This window comes from Marinovum algicola, from assembly GCF_900109145.1.
GTDB classification, from domain to species: Bacteria; Pseudomonadota; Alphaproteobacteria; order Rhodobacterales; family Rhodobacteraceae; genus Marinovum; species Marinovum algicola.
This window is the reverse complement of sequence record NZ_FNYY01000015.1, coordinates 55,967-69,346: the sequence shown is the minus strand read 5'-3', so window position 1 is coordinate 69,346 and position 13,380 is coordinate 55,967. Positions and strand designations below refer to the sequence as shown.

Genomic DNA, 13,380 nt, shown 5'->3' with positions numbered 1-13,380 from the left:
CTTTCGCGAAAAGTTCTTTGTGAAATGATGAAAATGAGTTTTCATGACAGTGTAACGACACCGCGACTCATGCCCACGTGAAAGGACATTGCCATGCGTTCACTCTTTGCCACCACCGCCCTGATCTGTCTCGCCCAGGCCGCCGCAGCCGAGCCCGTCTCGCTGCGCGTTCTGGGCCAGCCGGTCGGATCCGGCCTGATCCAGCAACAGAAGGAACAGCCCTTCTTCGAGAATTTCGCCGAAACCTCGGGCATCGATGCCACGGTGGAATATCTGCCGGTCGATGTCGCCGGCATTCCCGACAATGACGGCATGCGGGTGATCCGCACCGGTCTGTTCGACATCGTTTCCTTCCGTGGCCCGCAGGTCAGCCGCGACGAACCCACCATGCTGGGCCTCGATCTCGTTGGCCAGAACCCGGATTACGCCAGCGGCAAGGCGCATACCGAGGCCTTCCTGCCGGTGGTGGACGCCGCGGTTCAGCAGCGCTTCAATTCCAAGCTGCTGGGTGTCTGGCCGGCCGGCCCGCAGGTGATCTTCTGCAAGCCGGAAATCGGCGGCCTTGCCGATCTCGAAGGTCTGAAGGTGCGGGTCGGCGATCAATCCGCCGCCGCCTTTGTCGGCCAGTTCGGCGCCACCGGCATCCCGCTGCCCTTTGGCGAGGTCCAGCAGTCGCTGGCGCGCGGGGTTGTCGATTGCGCGATCACCGGGCCGTCTTCGGCCAATTCCGCCGGCTGGCCCGAGGTCACCACCACCGTGCTGCCGATCGCGCTGCAACTGGCGGTGAACGGATATGCCATCAACCTCGACAGCTGGAACGCGCTGGACGGCGAACAGCAGGACAAGCTGCAAGGCGCCATCGACACGCTGGTAAGCGACGTCTGGGCCTATTCCGAAGAGCTTTATGTCGATGCGATGAACTGCAACACCGGGCAGGCCCCCTGCGAACATGGCACCGAGTATTCGCTGAAAAGCGTGCCGGTGTCCGACGCCGATCTCAAGGCCGTCTCGGATGCGCTGGTCGGCTCGTCGCTGCCGGCCTGGACCAAGCAATGCAATGCCGTGAACGAAAGCTGCGAGGCTGACTGGATGGCTTCGGTCGGCGCCAAGCTGGGCCTGTAAGGCAACGTCAGAGGGAGGGATTTACCGATGAAGACCTATTCGCGAATATGTGCGATTGTCTTCGGTCTGATGATGACGGCGCTCTGCGTCGTCATCGCGGCCGAGACCATATTGCGCAAACTTCTCAATCATTCGCTGGCCGGGGTGGACGAGCTTTCGGGCTATGCCATCGCCATCGGGGCTCCCCTCTGCTTTGCCGTCACGGCGGTCGAGCGCAGCCATATCCGGATCAACCTGCTGCACATGCGGATGCCGGAACGGGCGCAGGCGGTTCTGAACCTTCTGTCGGCGGTGTCGCTTGCGGCGCTGGCGATCTTTCTGGCGGTCTTTACCGTCCGCACGGTGCAGGAGACCCAGATGTTCGGCTCGGTGGCGCAGACGCCCTGGATGACGCCGCTGATCTGGCCGCAGATGTTCTGGATGATCGGCATGGGGGTCTTCACTCTCGCGACCATCCTGCTGGCCCTGCGCGCCCTGGCGCTGGCCGGGCGCGGCAATGGCGCGGCGCTGACCCGCGATTTCGCGCCGGAAACCGTCGAGGACGAACTGGAAGCCGAACTTTCCGATCTGGAGGCACGGGCATGAGCATTACCGTCATTTTCACCGGCTTCATGGTCATGTTGCTGTTGATGTTCCTGTCGATGCCGGTGGCGGTCTCGATCCTGACCGTGGGCGGCGTCGGCGGCTATATGGCCTATGGCATGCCGCTGGTCGAAACCATGGGCGGCGTCGTCTGGGGCACGCTCAACAACCCGGTGATGACCGCGATCCCGCTGTTCATGCTGTTGGGCGAGCTGTTGCTGCGCGGGGGCATCGCCGACCGCATGTTCGAGACGCTGGCGGTCTGGCTCGGGCGCCTGCCCGGCGGTCTGCTGCACACCAATATCGGCACCTGCGCGCTGTTTTCGGCGACCTCGGGCTCTTCGGTCGCCACCGCCGCGACGGTCGGCACCATCGCCCTGCCGGCGCTTGGCGAACGCGATTATCCGGTACGCCCGGCGCTTGGCACATTGGCCGCCGGCGGCACGCTCGGCATTCTGATCCCGCCGTCGGTCAACCTGCTGGTCTATGGCTCGCTGGCCAATGTCTCGGTCGGGCAGCTTTTCATTGCCGGCATCCTGCCCGGCGTGCTGCTGACCCTGCTGTTCTCGGCCTATGTCGCCTTCAGCTATCCGGATGCGGGCCGCAATTCCGCCGCGCCGGAGGTCTCGAAGGAGGAGAAACGCCGCCTCCTGCGCCATCTCGTGCCGCCGGCGGTGATCTTCGGCATCGTCATGGGCTCGATCTACGGCGGGCTTGCGACACCCACCGAAAGCGCCGCGCTCGGCGTGATCGCGGCCTTCTACTTCGTCTGGAAAGGCGGCCGGCTGAGCTGGGATCTCTTGGAGAATTGTTTCATCCAGTCGGCCCGCACCTCGGGCATGGTGATCCTGGTGATTGTCTGCGCGCTGCTGCTGAACGTGACCCTGTCGATGACCGGCGGCACCCAGGCGGTGACCCGCTGGGTGACCGGGCTGGGCCTGTCGCAGACCACGCTTCTGCTGCTCTTGGTGGTATTCTACGTCATCCTCGGCATGTTCATGGACGCCATGTCGATGCTGGTGCTGACCGTGCCGATCGCGGTGCCGATGGTTACCGCTCTCGGGGTCGATCCGGTGTGGTTCGGGGTCTTCGTGGTGGTGATGTGCGAGATCGGTCTGATCACGCCCCCTGTCGGCATGAACCTCTTTGTGGTCCAGGGCGTGCGCAAGGGCGGCGGCGATTTCAACGACGTGATCCGCGGCGCGACGCCCTTCGTGATCATCATGATCGTCTTTGCCGCGCTGCTGGTGGCGGTGCCGCAGATCGCGCTCTTCCTGCCCGATATGGCTGCGGGGCGCTGAGATGGACACCGCAGTTTCACCCCGCGCCACAGAGCAGACCGCTCTGCGCCGCATCCTCGTCGTCAACCCCAACGGCAATCCCGAGGTCACGCGCCTTGTCTCCGATGCCGCCACCGGGGTGCTCGACCGGGCCACATCGGCCCGGGTCTTGCACCCCGAAGGCAGCCCGCGCTCGATCGAGACCCGGGCCGACCGGGCGGTGGCCGAACCCCTGGCCATCGACCTCTTGTCGCGGCATCCCGGCTATGACGCCTATGTCATGGCCTGTTTCGACGATATCGCGGTCAGCGGCGGGCGGCGGTTTCTGGAGGCGCCGATCGTCTGCGCGGCCGAGGCGGCAATTTCCGTGGCCCGGCTGTTCGCGCCGCGCATCGCCATCGTCACCACGGTCGACACCATGGTGCCGGGGATCCGCGCGCTGGTGGCGGCCCTGGGCGCCGGCGATATCTGCACGGTGCGCGCCGCCGGGATCGGCGTCGCCTCGGCGGCGGCGGGCGGGGCGGAGATTTCCCGCAAGCTCGACGCGACGATCCAGGACGCCCGCAACTTCGACGGCGCCGGGGCAATCATCCTCGGCTCCGGCGGGCTGACCGGCCGCGCCAGAGCCCTGTCTGCCCGGCATGGCATCCCGGTGATCGACAGTATCGAGGCAGCCCTGACCATGGCCGAGGTGGCGGCGCGGCTGAGGACCGGCCAATAGGCCGCGCCTTGCCACAGGGCTTGAAGCGGATGCCGGCGCGGTATACATTAGCGGTATATTTGCGGAGCCCTATTCATGACCCCTGCCCCCCGACGCAAGACCTCTCTCACGCTTGATGCCGCGGCGCTGGCCGATGCCCGAGAGCTTGGCATCAATGTCTCGGCGGTGGCCGATCAGGCGCTGCGCCATGCCGTGGCCGAGGCCCGGCACCGGCACTGGCTGAAGGACAATGCCGAGGCCTTTGCGGCACAGGCGGATTGGCACGAACGCCATGGCCATCCGCTGGCCGAGATCATCGCTGCGCCCGGCGGGGCGACATGGAGCCGCTGAGCCGCTTCGACATCGCAGAATACAGCGGCGTTCTGATGGTGGTGGTGGAAAGCGATCTTCTGCCGCCCGATCCTGCCGTCGTGGTGATCCCGCTGCTGCCCGAGTACCCTGCGGTCCGGCATCTCAATCCCGAGATCCGATTTGACGGTCGCGCGCTTGTGCTGGCCACTCGGCTGATTGCTGCGGTGCGCCGCGCCGATCTGCGCCGCCGGGGGCAGGTCGCCGATCAGGGCGATGCCATCACGCGGGCCATCGATGTGCTGATGAGCGGCGTGTAACCGGGCTCAGGCTTCGGATCGCGCCGGCCCGGCCATCATCGGCGGCAACATGACCCGCAGCGGCGTGCCGTTTTCCGGCATCGGCACCGCACCTTGGCTGTGCACCGACAGAAAGACCTGCAAGGCGTGGCGGATGTCGTCGGTCAGCTCGTGATAAAGCACCGCATCCAGCGCCTCATCCGCCAGAAGCGCGCGGTTTTCCGGGTCGAGATCATGGCCGATCATCGCCGGTCGCGGCAGCCCGTGCCGGGCAAAGGCCTGCACCAGCGCCCGATTGCTGCCGCCGATCGAATAAAGCCCGGCGGGCGGGCTCTGGTGTGAGCGCTCGGCGACCTGCGTGGCGAAATCCGCCCCCGCCTTGCCCTGCACCAGCAGGGTGATCGCCGCATCGGGCCGGTCGCGGGCCATGGCGGCACGGAAGCCCTCGGCGCGCTCGGCCTCGCCGCGAAAGGCATCGTTGCGCTGGGTGACCAGGATATGCGGCGCCGTCTGCCCGGCGATCAGCCGGCACATCAGCCAGGCCGCGGTTTCGCCGGTCAGCCGGTTGTCGAGCCCGGCATAGCCGGCGCGCGCGGAGCCGGGCATGTCGGTGGCGAGGGTCACCACCGGCACTGCGCTTGCGGCCAGCCGCGCCACCGCCGCGCGGATCGGCGCGGTATCCGGGGCCATGAGGATGACGCCATCGCTTTTCAGCCGGCCTGCCCGCTCCAGCCCGGCGACAAGCGCCTCGGTCGGGAATCGCGCGCGCAGATCGCTGCGGGCGCGAAAGATCGCGGTCTGGATCAGGGGAAGCTCCTGGCGCAGCGCGCTCTGCAATGCGTCGAGAAAGGCCTGCGGCGCCTCGACCAACAGATCGATCATCAGCTTGCGCCCCGACATCGCCAATTGCGCCTCCTGCGCCTCGAGCTCGCGGATGGCGGCATGCACGCGGTTGGCGGTCTGGCGACGCACCCCGGGGCGGCGGTTGATCACCCGGTCGATGGTGGCCGTGCTGAGCCCGGCCTGATGCGCGATTTCCTTGATCGAGAAGCGGTGTGACATGGGCCTGATGTATTTTTGATGGATTTGCCCGGCGACCGGGTGCGACTGGCTGCCTAGTCTCGATGTCGGACGTGCAACCACGGGAGGACAACAGATGCTCGACCAACAGACCGGCCGGCCCACGGTATGGCTTGATGACCGCGATTGCGACCTCGAGGCCTTCAAGCGCCACACGGCGCAGCGGACCCCGGCTGAAGACTACCCCCATGCCACCGAAATCGCGAGCAACATCCCGGTTTATGACGGCGATGCCATGCGGCAGGCGATGGCCGAGCCGGCGCAGGCGCGGCTGGTGATGGCGGAATGGAACCGGGCTTTTCTCTCCGGTCCCGGCATCATCGCCATTCGCAAGGGGTATGCCGACACCGGGCTCGTCGACGCCGTTACCGAAGAGCTGAATGCGATCATCGCCGAGGAAGAGGCCGGAAGTACCGGAAAAGGCGACCATTTCGCCACCGCCGGCGCCAACAGCCGGGTCTGGAACGCGCATGAAAAGCTCTGCATGAAGGCGCCGGCGCTCTTTGCCCGCTACAATGCCAACGAACTGACCCGCGCGGTCAGCGAAAGCTGGCTCGGAACAGGCTATCAGATCACCTTTCAGGCCAACGTCGTCCGCCCCGGCGGCAAGGCGCAGACCGCGCACCGCGACTATCACATGGGGTTTCAGGACGTCGAAACGCTCAAGCGCACTCCGGCCACGCAACATGCGCTGTCGGCGGCGCTGACCTTGCAGGGCGCTGTGGCGCACAGCGACATGCCGATCGAGAGCGGGCCGACCAAGCTTCTGCCCTATTCGCAGAGCTACCTGCCCGGCTATATCGCGGTGCTGTTGCCGCAGTTCCGCGCGTTCTTCGAGGAGGCGCATGTGAAGCTTCCGCTGGCGAAGGGAGACATGCTGTTCTTCAACCCGGCGACCTTCCATGCCGCGGGCGACAACAAGACCGCCGATATCCATCGCTTTGCCAATCTGATGCAGGTCGGCTCGGCCTATGGCCGTTCGATCGAGATCGTCGATCGCAGCCGCATCACCCTGGCGGTCTATGACGACCTCAAGGCCTTGCTTGCCGCCGGCACCTTGACCGCGCGCGAGGCCGACACCGTGGTGGCGGCCACTGCCGAGGGCTATCCCTTTCCGGCCAATCTCGACATCGATTCGCCGCTGTCGGGCATGGCCCCGCCGAGCCAGCAGGACGTACTGCGCCAGGCGCTGGCCGAGGGTTGGGCCGTTGCGCGCCTGCGCCGCGAGATCGCGGACCAGAACGGCCGCAAGCGGTCGCACTGAACCCCGGCGGTAGGGCTGCCTGAGTTCGGTGACACGCGCCTGCTCCTGGGCGCGTGTCACCCCGGTGATTCCGCCTTGAACGCCCGCAGCACCTGACGGGTGGCGGCAACAACCGGGTCGTGGGTGTCTTTCAGGATCTCCACCCGGTCGAACCGGTTCGGGTCTTTCTCGACCGCCGCGCGCAGCGCTGCGCCAAAGGCCATGCGCAGCTCGGTTCCGATGTTGAACTTGCAGATTTGCGAACCCCGCGCCAGCCGCCGGCGCTGCGCGATCGGCACGCCCGAGCCGCCGTGGATCACCAGCGGCACATCGGTCACCGCCTCGATGGCACGGATGCGCGCCTCGTCGAGCCCGGCGCCGGCGTCCTGTTGCAGATGCACATTGCCGACCGAGATCGCCATCGCATCGACGGAGGTCTCGCGGGCGAATTTGGCCGCCTCCGCCGGGTCGGTCCCGGCCGAGGTCTCGCCGCCGTCATAGCCGACAAAGCCGATCTCGCCTTCGCAGGATACGCCCGCCGCATGCGCCATTTCGGCAATGGCCGCGGTTTCGGCGATGTTCTGGGCCAGCGGCTTGCGCGAACCGTCGAACATCACCGAGGTAAAGCCGCAGTCGATCGCCATCCGGCAGTCTTCGGCGGTGTAGCCATGATCGAGATGCGCCACCACCGGCACTGTGGCGGCCTCGGCCAGTTGCCGGAACATCGCGCCCAGCACCGGCAGCGGCGTATGCGCGCGACAGCCCGGCCCGGCTTGCAGGATCACCGGGCATTGCTCGGCCTCGGCGGCGGCGACAAAGGCGCGCATGTCCTCCCAGCCGAGACAGACGAGGCCCGCCACCGCATGGCCCTGCCGGAGCGCCGGTTGCAGTACCTCCGAAAGCGCGACCAGCGTCATTTGAACTTGGCCACCATGTCCATGATGCCCGGAATGGTGTGCAGCTGCTCAGCATGGGTCGGCTGGAAATACTGCTTGAGCGAACGCTGCGAGAGCCCGCCGAGGATGGTGAAATAATACATCTGATACCCCGGCAGCGCGCAGCAGGGATGATATCCATTGTCGATCAGGATCGTCGAGCGGTCCATGATGTGATAGGCGTCGCCCGGCTCGTTGTCGTCGCGTTGCAGCATCTGAAGCCCCGAGCCGTAGTTCGGCTTGAAGCGGAAATTATAGGTTTCGTCATGCCGCGATTCCTCGGGCAGACGGTCGGTGTCATGCTTGTGCGAGGGAAAGCCCGACCAGCCGCCCGCGCCCACGGTAAAGAGTTCCGACACCAGCAGGCGGCCGACCTTGTCATGCTGGTTGGCGCCCAGGATATGCTTGATCTTGCGGTGGGTCTTGGTGTCGTCCGAGCCGTATTGCACAAGGTCGAGATCGGGCACCCGCACGTCGAACGGCTCGAGCACGCGGTCGTATTTGGCGCCGGCGATGAAGGTTTCGGTGGCATCGGAAATGCAGGTCATGCGCACCTTGGCCCCGACCGGCACATAGACGCCTTCGGGATCGCCATCCCAGACGTCTTCGCCGCGATGGCCCAGCTCGGAAAAACCCGCGCCATCGATATCGACGTCCACGGTGCCGGTGGCGGGGACGATACAGGTCTCGTAGCCGGGCACCGAATATTCGAAGGTCTCGCCACGCCTCAGCTTTACGATGTTAAAATAGTTCAGTGGCACGAGGTCGTGATCGACATCGACGATGGGTTTGTTCTGGTTGTCATGCGGCGCGATATGCATGGCGATTCCTTTCAGACGTCAGTGGGGCCATTGCGCTCTGCCAGAAAGGCATCGAGCGCGGCGGTTGTGGGCATGGCGGGGGCGCAGCCGGGCTGGCTGACCACGATTGAGGCGCAGGCCGAGCCGCGCAGCACCGCCTCTTTCAGCGGGCGGTCCTCGGCGATGGCGGCCAGCAGGCCGGCCATGAAGCTGTCGCCGGCGCCATTGGGTTTGACGGCGGTGACCGGATAGATGCCGGTGCGGATTTCCTCGCCACCGGCAAAGGTGATCGCGCCCGCCTGGCCCATCTTGTAGATCACCAGCTTGCCCTTGGCGGCCAGTTCGCGGGCCTTGGCCAGCCCCTTGTCGAGGCCACCGGCCATGAAGCCGAATTCCTCGTCATTGCCGACGATCAGGTCGCTTTCCTCGCCGGCGCGGGTCAGCACCTCCGAGGCGACCTCGGCCGAGGGCCAGCTGTAGGGGCGGTAATCGATGTCGAAGATCACCGGCAGCCCAGCCTTTCGGGCATTTTCGAAGGCGCGGAAGGTCGAGCCGCGCGACGGCTCGGCGGCAAAGACCGTGCCGGCGGTGATCAGCGCGCCGAAACGGCTGTAGTCGACCCGGTCGACGTCCGCTTCCGTCACCTGGAAATCCACCGCGTTGTTGCGATAGATCACCAGTTGGAAATCCTCGATGCAGCTTTCGTAGACGGCCAGAGATATGCGGTATTCGCCACCCAGCACCTTGAGGTATTGCGTATCGACGCCGTAATGCTGCAACCGCTTGGTACAGAACCGCCCGGCCGCATCGTCAGAAACCGAGGTGACCAGCGCCGATTGCATGCCGAGCTTGCACAACCCGGCGCAGATATTGGCCGAAGATCCGCCCAGATCGGCGCGGAAGGTTTCGGCCTCGTCGGCGCGGGTGCCCGGCGGATCGGCGAACATGTCCATGCCCGCCCGGCCGAAGACCGCGAAATTACCCTTGCAGATGCCGTCGATCAGGCCGGTCATCACACCCCCCTCCGCTGGCGTTCGCGGGTGGCTTCCCAATCTTCATGCGCCTGACGCACCTTCGCATCCTCGGAGACATGCGGCGTGCCGACCTCCCACCAGGCATGGCCTTCGGTGGTCCAGCCGTCGTAGGCATCGACATCCATCACGATCACATAGCTCTTGTCGGAGGCCTTGGCGCGCTGGAAGGCCGCGCCAAGCTCGGCCGGATTGGCGACCTTTTCCGCCATCGCCCCCATCGAGGCCGCGTGCGCCACGAAATCCACGCCAAACGGCTCGGGGATTGTCGGGCAATCCGACAGCAGGTTATTGAAGCTTTCGTTGCCGGTGTTGTTCTGCAACTTGTTGATGACGGCGAAACCGCCGTTGTCCAGCAGCAGGACGATCAGTTTCTTGCGGCTGAGCACCGAAGAATAGAGATCGGAATTCAGCATCATGTAAGAGCCGTCGCCGCAAAAGGTGATGGTGTCCTGCTCGGGCGCCTGCTGCATCTGGGCGATGCGCGCCCCCCAGGCGCCGGCGATCTCGTAACCCATGCAGGAAAAGCCGAACTCGACATCCACCGTGCCGGTCTCGAGCGTGCGCCAGTTGGCGGCGACTTCGGCCGGCAGCCCGCCCGCGGCGGCGACCACACGGTCGCGCGGATCGCAAAGCTCGTTCACCACGCCGATCGCCTGGGCATAGGAATTCGGCCGGTTGCCGGGTCTGACGTTCTCGGCGACGTAGTCATCCCATTTGGCACGCTCTTCCCGGGCAAAGCCCTGCCAATCCTCGGGCGTGGTATAGTCCAGCGCGTCGCTCAGCGCGGTCAGCGAAAGTTTCGCATCCCCCACCACCGGCAGCGACATATGTTTGCCGGCGTCGTGGCGCGCGGCGTTGATGGCGACGATTTTCGCCTCCTTGTCGAAAGCGGTCCACGAGCCGGTGGTGAAATCCTGCAACCTGGTGCCGACAGCCAGGATCACATCGGCCCGTTCCGCCACCGCATTGGCGCTTTCCGAGCCGGTCACGCCGATGGGCCCGATGTTGAGCGGATGTGTTGCCAGCATGTTGGCGCGGCCGGCAATGGTTTCGACCACCGGGATCTGATGCGCCTCGGCAAAGCCGGTCAGCTCCTGGACCGCGCGGGAATATTGCACCCCGCCGCCGGCGATGATCATCGGCCGTTCGGCCGCCTTCAGCGCCGCCACCGCATCGGCAATCTCGGCCTGATCCGGTGACTGGCGGCGGATGCGGTGCACCTTCCTGGCAAAGAAGGCTTCCGGATAATCATAGGTCCAGCCCTGCACGTCCTGCGGCAGCCCGAGGAAGGCCGGGCCACAATCGGCCGGGTCGAGCATCGTCGCGATGGCGGCGGGCAGCGATTGGATCACCTGCGCCGGGTGGCTGATTCTGTCCCAGTAGCGGCTGACCGGCTTGAAGGCATCGTTCACGCCGAATGTCGGGTCGTTGTAGTTCTCCATCTGCTGCAACACCGGATCGGGCAGCCGGGTGATGAAGGTATCGCCGCAGAGCATCAGCATCGGCAGGCGGTTGGCATGGGCCAGCCCGGCGGCTGTCAGCAGGTTGGCGGTGCCTGGCCCGGCGGACGCGGTGCAGAACATGAAGCGCTGGCGCAGCCAGGCTTTGGCATAGCCGGCCGCGGCAAAGCCCATGCTGGTCTCGTTCTGACCGCGATAGAGCGGCAGTTCGTCATGCACCCGGTTCAGCGCCTCGCCGAGACAGGTCACATTGCCATGGCCGAAGATGCCGAATCCGCCGCCGCAGAGCCGCTGCTCCCGGCCGTCGATCTCGATATACTGATTGGTCAGCCAGCGAATGATCGCCTGGGCCGTGGTCAGCCGAACGGTGCCGTCTGTCGTTTTCATTTGCGCGAACCCTCCCTGGGAAATTTCGATCTCTGGCGAAATCGGACTTGCGAGATGTCTAGAGTCACGATACCTGTTTTGCAACCGGTTGCAAAACGAAAATGGACAGAGGGAGGAAAAACGATGGCTGAGATCGGCATCGGCATTCTGGGGGGCGGTTACATGGGCAAGGCGCATGCGGTCGCCATGTCTTCTGTCGGGGCGATTTTCGACACCGCGCTCAAGCCGCGTCTGGAAATGGTCTGCGCCACCACCCCGCAAAGCGCGGAACGTTATCGTGCCGCCTATGGTTTCGCGCGCGGCACCGATGACTGGCGCGTGCTGGTCAATGACCCCGCGGTCGAGGCCGTGGTCATCGCCACCCCGCAGGAAACCCACCGCGAAATTGCCGAGGCGGCGTTCAAGCTGGGCAAGCCGGTGTTCTGCGAAAAGCCGCTGGGTGCCTCGCTCGACGAAAGCGCCGCGATGGTTGCCGCCGCCGAGGCCGCAGGCGTGGTCAACATGGTCGGGTTCAACTACATCCGTACCCCGGCCAGCCAATTCGCGCGGCAATTGATCGCCGACGGTGTGATCGGAGAGATCACCTGGTTTCGCGGGGAACATACCGAGGATTTCTATGCCGATCCCGAGGCCCCGGCCACCTGGCGCACGACCGGCATGGCCAATGGCACGATGGGCGATCTCGCGCCGCATATGATCAATGGCGCGCTGGCGCTGATTGGGCCGATCGCGCGCCTGATCGGCACGCATGAGACGGTCCACCGCGCTCGCCCCGGCGGCGAAGTGACCAACGATGATCATGCCCAGTTGATGTGCCGCTTCGAGAACGGCGCCATGGGGCAGATGTATTTCAGCCGGGTCTCCACCGGCCGCAAGATGGGCTATGCCTACGAGATTTCGGGTACCAAGGGCGCGATCCGCTTTGACCAGGAGGATCAGAATGCGCTCTGGCTCTATCGCATGGAGGGGCCGGAGGCGACGCGAGGGTTCACCAAGATCCTCACCGGCCCGGCGCATCCCGATTACCAGCCATTCTGCCAAGGCCCCGGCCATGGCACCGGCTACCAAGATCAGATCATCATCGAGGCCAAGGATTTCCTGACCGCGATCCACGCCGGCAAGGCACTCTGGCCGACGTTCCGCGACGGGCATGAGGTCAACCGGGTGATCGCCGCCACGCTGGCCTCGGCCGATGCCGAGGCCTGGACAGACATCAACGATTACTGAGATTCAGAGGTCAGATCACATGACAATCAGAATTGGCAATGCGCCCTGCTCCTGGGGCGTCGAATTCGCCGGCGACCCGCGCAACCCGGCGTGGCGCGAGGTGCTGCGGCAGAACGCCGAGGCCGGCTACTCGGGGATCGAGCTGGGGCCGGTGGGCTATATGCCGGAAGACCCGGCAATCCTCGGCGAGGCGCTGGCCGAACACGGGCTGGAGCTGATCGGCGGCGTGGTGTTCCGCCCCTATCACGACCCGGCCGCCTGGGACGACGTGCTCGACGCCACCCACCGCACCGCCCGCGCGCTCCAGGCGCATGGCGCGCGGCATATCGTGCTGATCGATTCGATCTCGTCGCGCCGGGCCCCCACCGCCGGCCGCGCCGGCGAGGCCGAACAGATGGACAAGGCCGAATGGCAGGCCTTTCGTGACCGGATCGCGGAAAGCGCCCGGATCGGCAGCGAGGAATACGGCCTGACGGTGGGCATCCACGCCCACGCCGCCGGCTTCATGGATTTCGAACCCGAGCTGGAGCGCCTGCTGGACGAGGTCGACGACAAGATCCTCAAGATCTGTTTCGACACCGGCCACCATTCCTATGCCGGTTTCGATCCGGTGGCCTTCATGAAGAAACACATCGGTCGCATTTCCTACATGCATTTCAAGGACATCGACCCCGAGGTCAAAGCCCGGGTGATCGAGAACCGCACCGGCTTCTATGAGGCCTGCGGCCAGGGCATCTTCTGCAATCTCGGCGAAGGCGACGTGGATTTTCCGGCGGTGCGGCAGGTGTTGCTTGACGCCGGCTTCGAAGGCTGGTGCACGGTCGAGCAGGATTGCGATCCGACGCTGGATCCCGATCCGCTGGGCGATGCCCGGGCGAACCGGGAATACCTCGAATCCATCGGCTTCAAGTAAAGGGCAAGG

General features: G+C 65.4%; 14 protein-coding genes. 9 read left to right on the top strand and 5 right to left on the bottom strand.

From position 1 onward, the window contains the following. Positions 1 to 93: 93 nt before the first annotated feature. The 6 genes from BMW90_RS18230 to BMW90_RS18205 all read left to right on the top strand — a co-directional run bounded on the left by BMW90_RS18230 (position 94) and on the right by BMW90_RS18205 (position 4,313). Entirely contained in the window at positions 94 to 1,122 is a 1,029-nt protein-coding gene (locus BMW90_RS18230) for a TRAP transporter substrate-binding protein (RefSeq protein WP_074837823.1), read from the top strand. A 27-nt stretch (positions 1,123 to 1,149) separates the two neighbouring features. Next, on the top strand, positions 1,150 to 1,707 hold the full coding sequence (locus BMW90_RS18225; RefSeq protein WP_074837821.1) for a TRAP transporter small permease subunit: 558 nt from the start codon (positions 1,150 to 1,152) through the stop codon (positions 1,705 to 1,707). After that, complete coding sequence (locus tag BMW90_RS18220) at positions 1,704 to 3,005, top strand: TRAP transporter large permease (RefSeq protein WP_048535827.1); 1,302 nt, start codon at positions 1,704 to 1,706, stop codon at positions 3,003 to 3,005. Before BMW90_RS18225 ends, BMW90_RS18220 begins: the two co-directional genes overlap by 4 nt. 1 nt (position 3,006) lies before the next feature. After that, positions 3,007 to 3,705, top strand: coding sequence for an aspartate/glutamate racemase family protein (locus tag BMW90_RS18215; RefSeq protein ID WP_074837819.1), 699 nt, complete (start codon positions 3,007 to 3,009; stop codon positions 3,703 to 3,705). 75 nt (positions 3,706 to 3,780) lie between these two features. Further along, on the top strand, positions 3,781 to 4,035 hold the full coding sequence (locus BMW90_RS18210; RefSeq protein WP_074837817.1) for a type II toxin-antitoxin system CcdA family antitoxin: 255 nt from the start codon (positions 3,781 to 3,783) through the stop codon (positions 4,033 to 4,035). Beyond that, a complete protein-coding gene (locus BMW90_RS18205; protein WP_074837815.1) occupies positions 4,023 to 4,313 on the top strand; it encodes a CcdB family protein in 291 nt (96 codons plus the stop codon). Before BMW90_RS18210 ends, BMW90_RS18205 begins: the two co-directional genes overlap by 13 nt. 6 nt (positions 4,314 to 4,319) lie before the next feature. Here the strand turns inward: BMW90_RS18205 and BMW90_RS18200 are convergent, their stop codons facing one another. Next, positions 4,320 to 5,354, bottom strand: coding sequence for a LacI family DNA-binding transcriptional regulator (locus BMW90_RS18200; RefSeq protein WP_074837813.1), 1,035 nt, complete (start codon positions 5,352 to 5,354; stop codon positions 4,320 to 4,322). A gap of 94 nt (positions 5,355 to 5,448) precedes the next feature. Here BMW90_RS18200 and BMW90_RS18195 point away from each other — a divergent pair, with 94 nt between their 5' ends. Then, positions 5,449 to 6,636, top strand: coding sequence for a phytanoyl-CoA dioxygenase family protein (locus BMW90_RS18195; protein WP_074837811.1), 1,188 nt, complete (start codon positions 5,449 to 5,451; stop codon positions 6,634 to 6,636). A 56-nt stretch (positions 6,637 to 6,692) separates the two neighbouring features. On the opposite strand, the gene BMW90_RS18190 is transcribed toward BMW90_RS18195, so the two are convergent. Genes BMW90_RS18190 through iolD form a run of 4 tightly spaced genes read right to left on the bottom strand, consistent with a single transcriptional unit; the run spans position 6,693 to position 11,231 of the window. Continuing rightward, a complete protein-coding gene (locus tag BMW90_RS18190) occupies positions 6,693 to 7,532 on the bottom strand; it encodes a class II fructose-bisphosphate aldolase (protein ID WP_074837809.1) in 840 nt (279 codons plus the stop codon). Then, a complete protein-coding gene (locus BMW90_RS18185; protein ID WP_074837807.1) occupies positions 7,529 to 8,371 on the bottom strand; it encodes a 5-deoxy-glucuronate isomerase in 843 nt (280 codons plus the stop codon). Before BMW90_RS18185 ends, BMW90_RS18190 begins: the two co-directional genes overlap by 4 nt. A gap of 11 nt (positions 8,372 to 8,382) precedes the next feature. Further along, on the bottom strand, positions 8,383 to 9,363 hold the full coding sequence (gene iolC / locus BMW90_RS18180; RefSeq protein WP_074837805.1) for a 5-dehydro-2-deoxygluconokinase: 981 nt from the start codon (positions 9,361 to 9,363) through the stop codon (positions 8,383 to 8,385). After that, positions 9,363 to 11,231: a 3D-(3,5/4)-trihydroxycyclohexane-1,2-dione acylhydrolase (decyclizing) gene (gene iolD / locus BMW90_RS18175; protein WP_074837803.1), complete on the bottom strand. Its 1,869-nt coding sequence runs from the start codon at positions 11,229 to 11,231 to the stop codon at positions 9,363 to 9,365. The genes iolC and iolD overlap by 1 nt, the downstream gene beginning before the upstream one ends. Positions 11,232 to 11,354: 123 nt before the next feature. Between iolD and BMW90_RS18170 the strand changes: the two genes are divergently transcribed. Both BMW90_RS18170 and BMW90_RS18165 read left to right on the top strand, forming a co-directional pair. Next, the gene (locus BMW90_RS18170; protein ID WP_074837801.1) at positions 11,355 to 12,458 is read left to right on the top strand and encodes a Gfo/Idh/MocA family protein; all 1,104 of its coding nucleotides are present in this window, start codon (positions 11,355 to 11,357) and stop codon (positions 12,456 to 12,458) included. Between the two features lie 19 nt (positions 12,459 to 12,477). Beyond that, positions 12,478 to 13,371: a TIM barrel protein gene (locus tag BMW90_RS18165; protein ID WP_074837799.1), complete on the top strand. Its 894-nt coding sequence runs from the start codon at positions 12,478 to 12,480 to the stop codon at positions 13,369 to 13,371. Positions 13,372 to 13,380 lie beyond the last annotated feature (9 nt).

Bases quoted from the DNA above. Each gene is read 5' to 3' on its own strand.
- BMW90_RS18230 (WP_074837823.1), top strand. From the start codon at position 94: ATGCGTTCACTCTTTGCCACCACCGCCCTGATCTGTCTCGCCCAGGCC.
- BMW90_RS18225 (WP_074837821.1), top strand. From the start codon at position 1,150: ATGAAGACCTATTCGCGAATATGTGCGATTGTCTTCGGTCTGATGATG.
- BMW90_RS18220 (WP_048535827.1), top strand. From the start codon at position 1,704: ATGAGCATTACCGTCATTTTCACCGGCTTCATGGTCATGTTGCTGTTG.
- BMW90_RS18215 (WP_074837819.1), top strand. From the start codon at position 3,007: ATGGACACCGCAGTTTCACCCCGCGCCACAGAGCAGACCGCTCTGCGC.
- BMW90_RS18210 (WP_074837817.1), top strand. From the start codon at position 3,781: ATGACCCCTGCCCCCCGACGCAAGACCTCTCTCACGCTTGATGCCGCG.
- BMW90_RS18205 (WP_074837815.1), top strand. From the start codon at position 4,023: ATGGAGCCGCTGAGCCGCTTCGACATCGCAGAATACAGCGGCGTTCTG.
- BMW90_RS18200 (WP_074837813.1), bottom strand. From the start codon at position 5,354: ATGTCACACCGCTTCTCGATCAAGGAAATCGCGCATCAGGCCGGGCTC.
- BMW90_RS18195 (WP_074837811.1), top strand. From the start codon at position 5,449: ATGCTCGACCAACAGACCGGCCGGCCCACGGTATGGCTTGATGACCGC.
- BMW90_RS18190 (WP_074837809.1), bottom strand. From the start codon at position 7,532: ATGACGCTGGTCGCGCTTTCGGAGGTACTGCAACCGGCGCTCCGGCAG.
- BMW90_RS18185 (WP_074837807.1), bottom strand. From the start codon at position 8,371: ATGCATATCGCGCCGCATGACAACCAGAACAAACCCATCGTCGATGTC.
- iolC (WP_074837805.1), bottom strand. From the start codon at position 9,363: ATGACCGGCCTGATCGACGGCATCTGCAAGGGTAATTTCGCGGTCTTC.
- iolD (WP_074837803.1), bottom strand. From the start codon at position 11,231: ATGAAAACGACAGACGGCACCGTTCGGCTGACCACGGCCCAGGCGATC.
- BMW90_RS18170 (WP_074837801.1), top strand. From the start codon at position 11,355: ATGGCTGAGATCGGCATCGGCATTCTGGGGGGCGGTTACATGGGCAAG.
- BMW90_RS18165 (WP_074837799.1), top strand. From the start codon at position 12,478: ATGACAATCAGAATTGGCAATGCGCCCTGCTCCTGGGGCGTCGAATTC.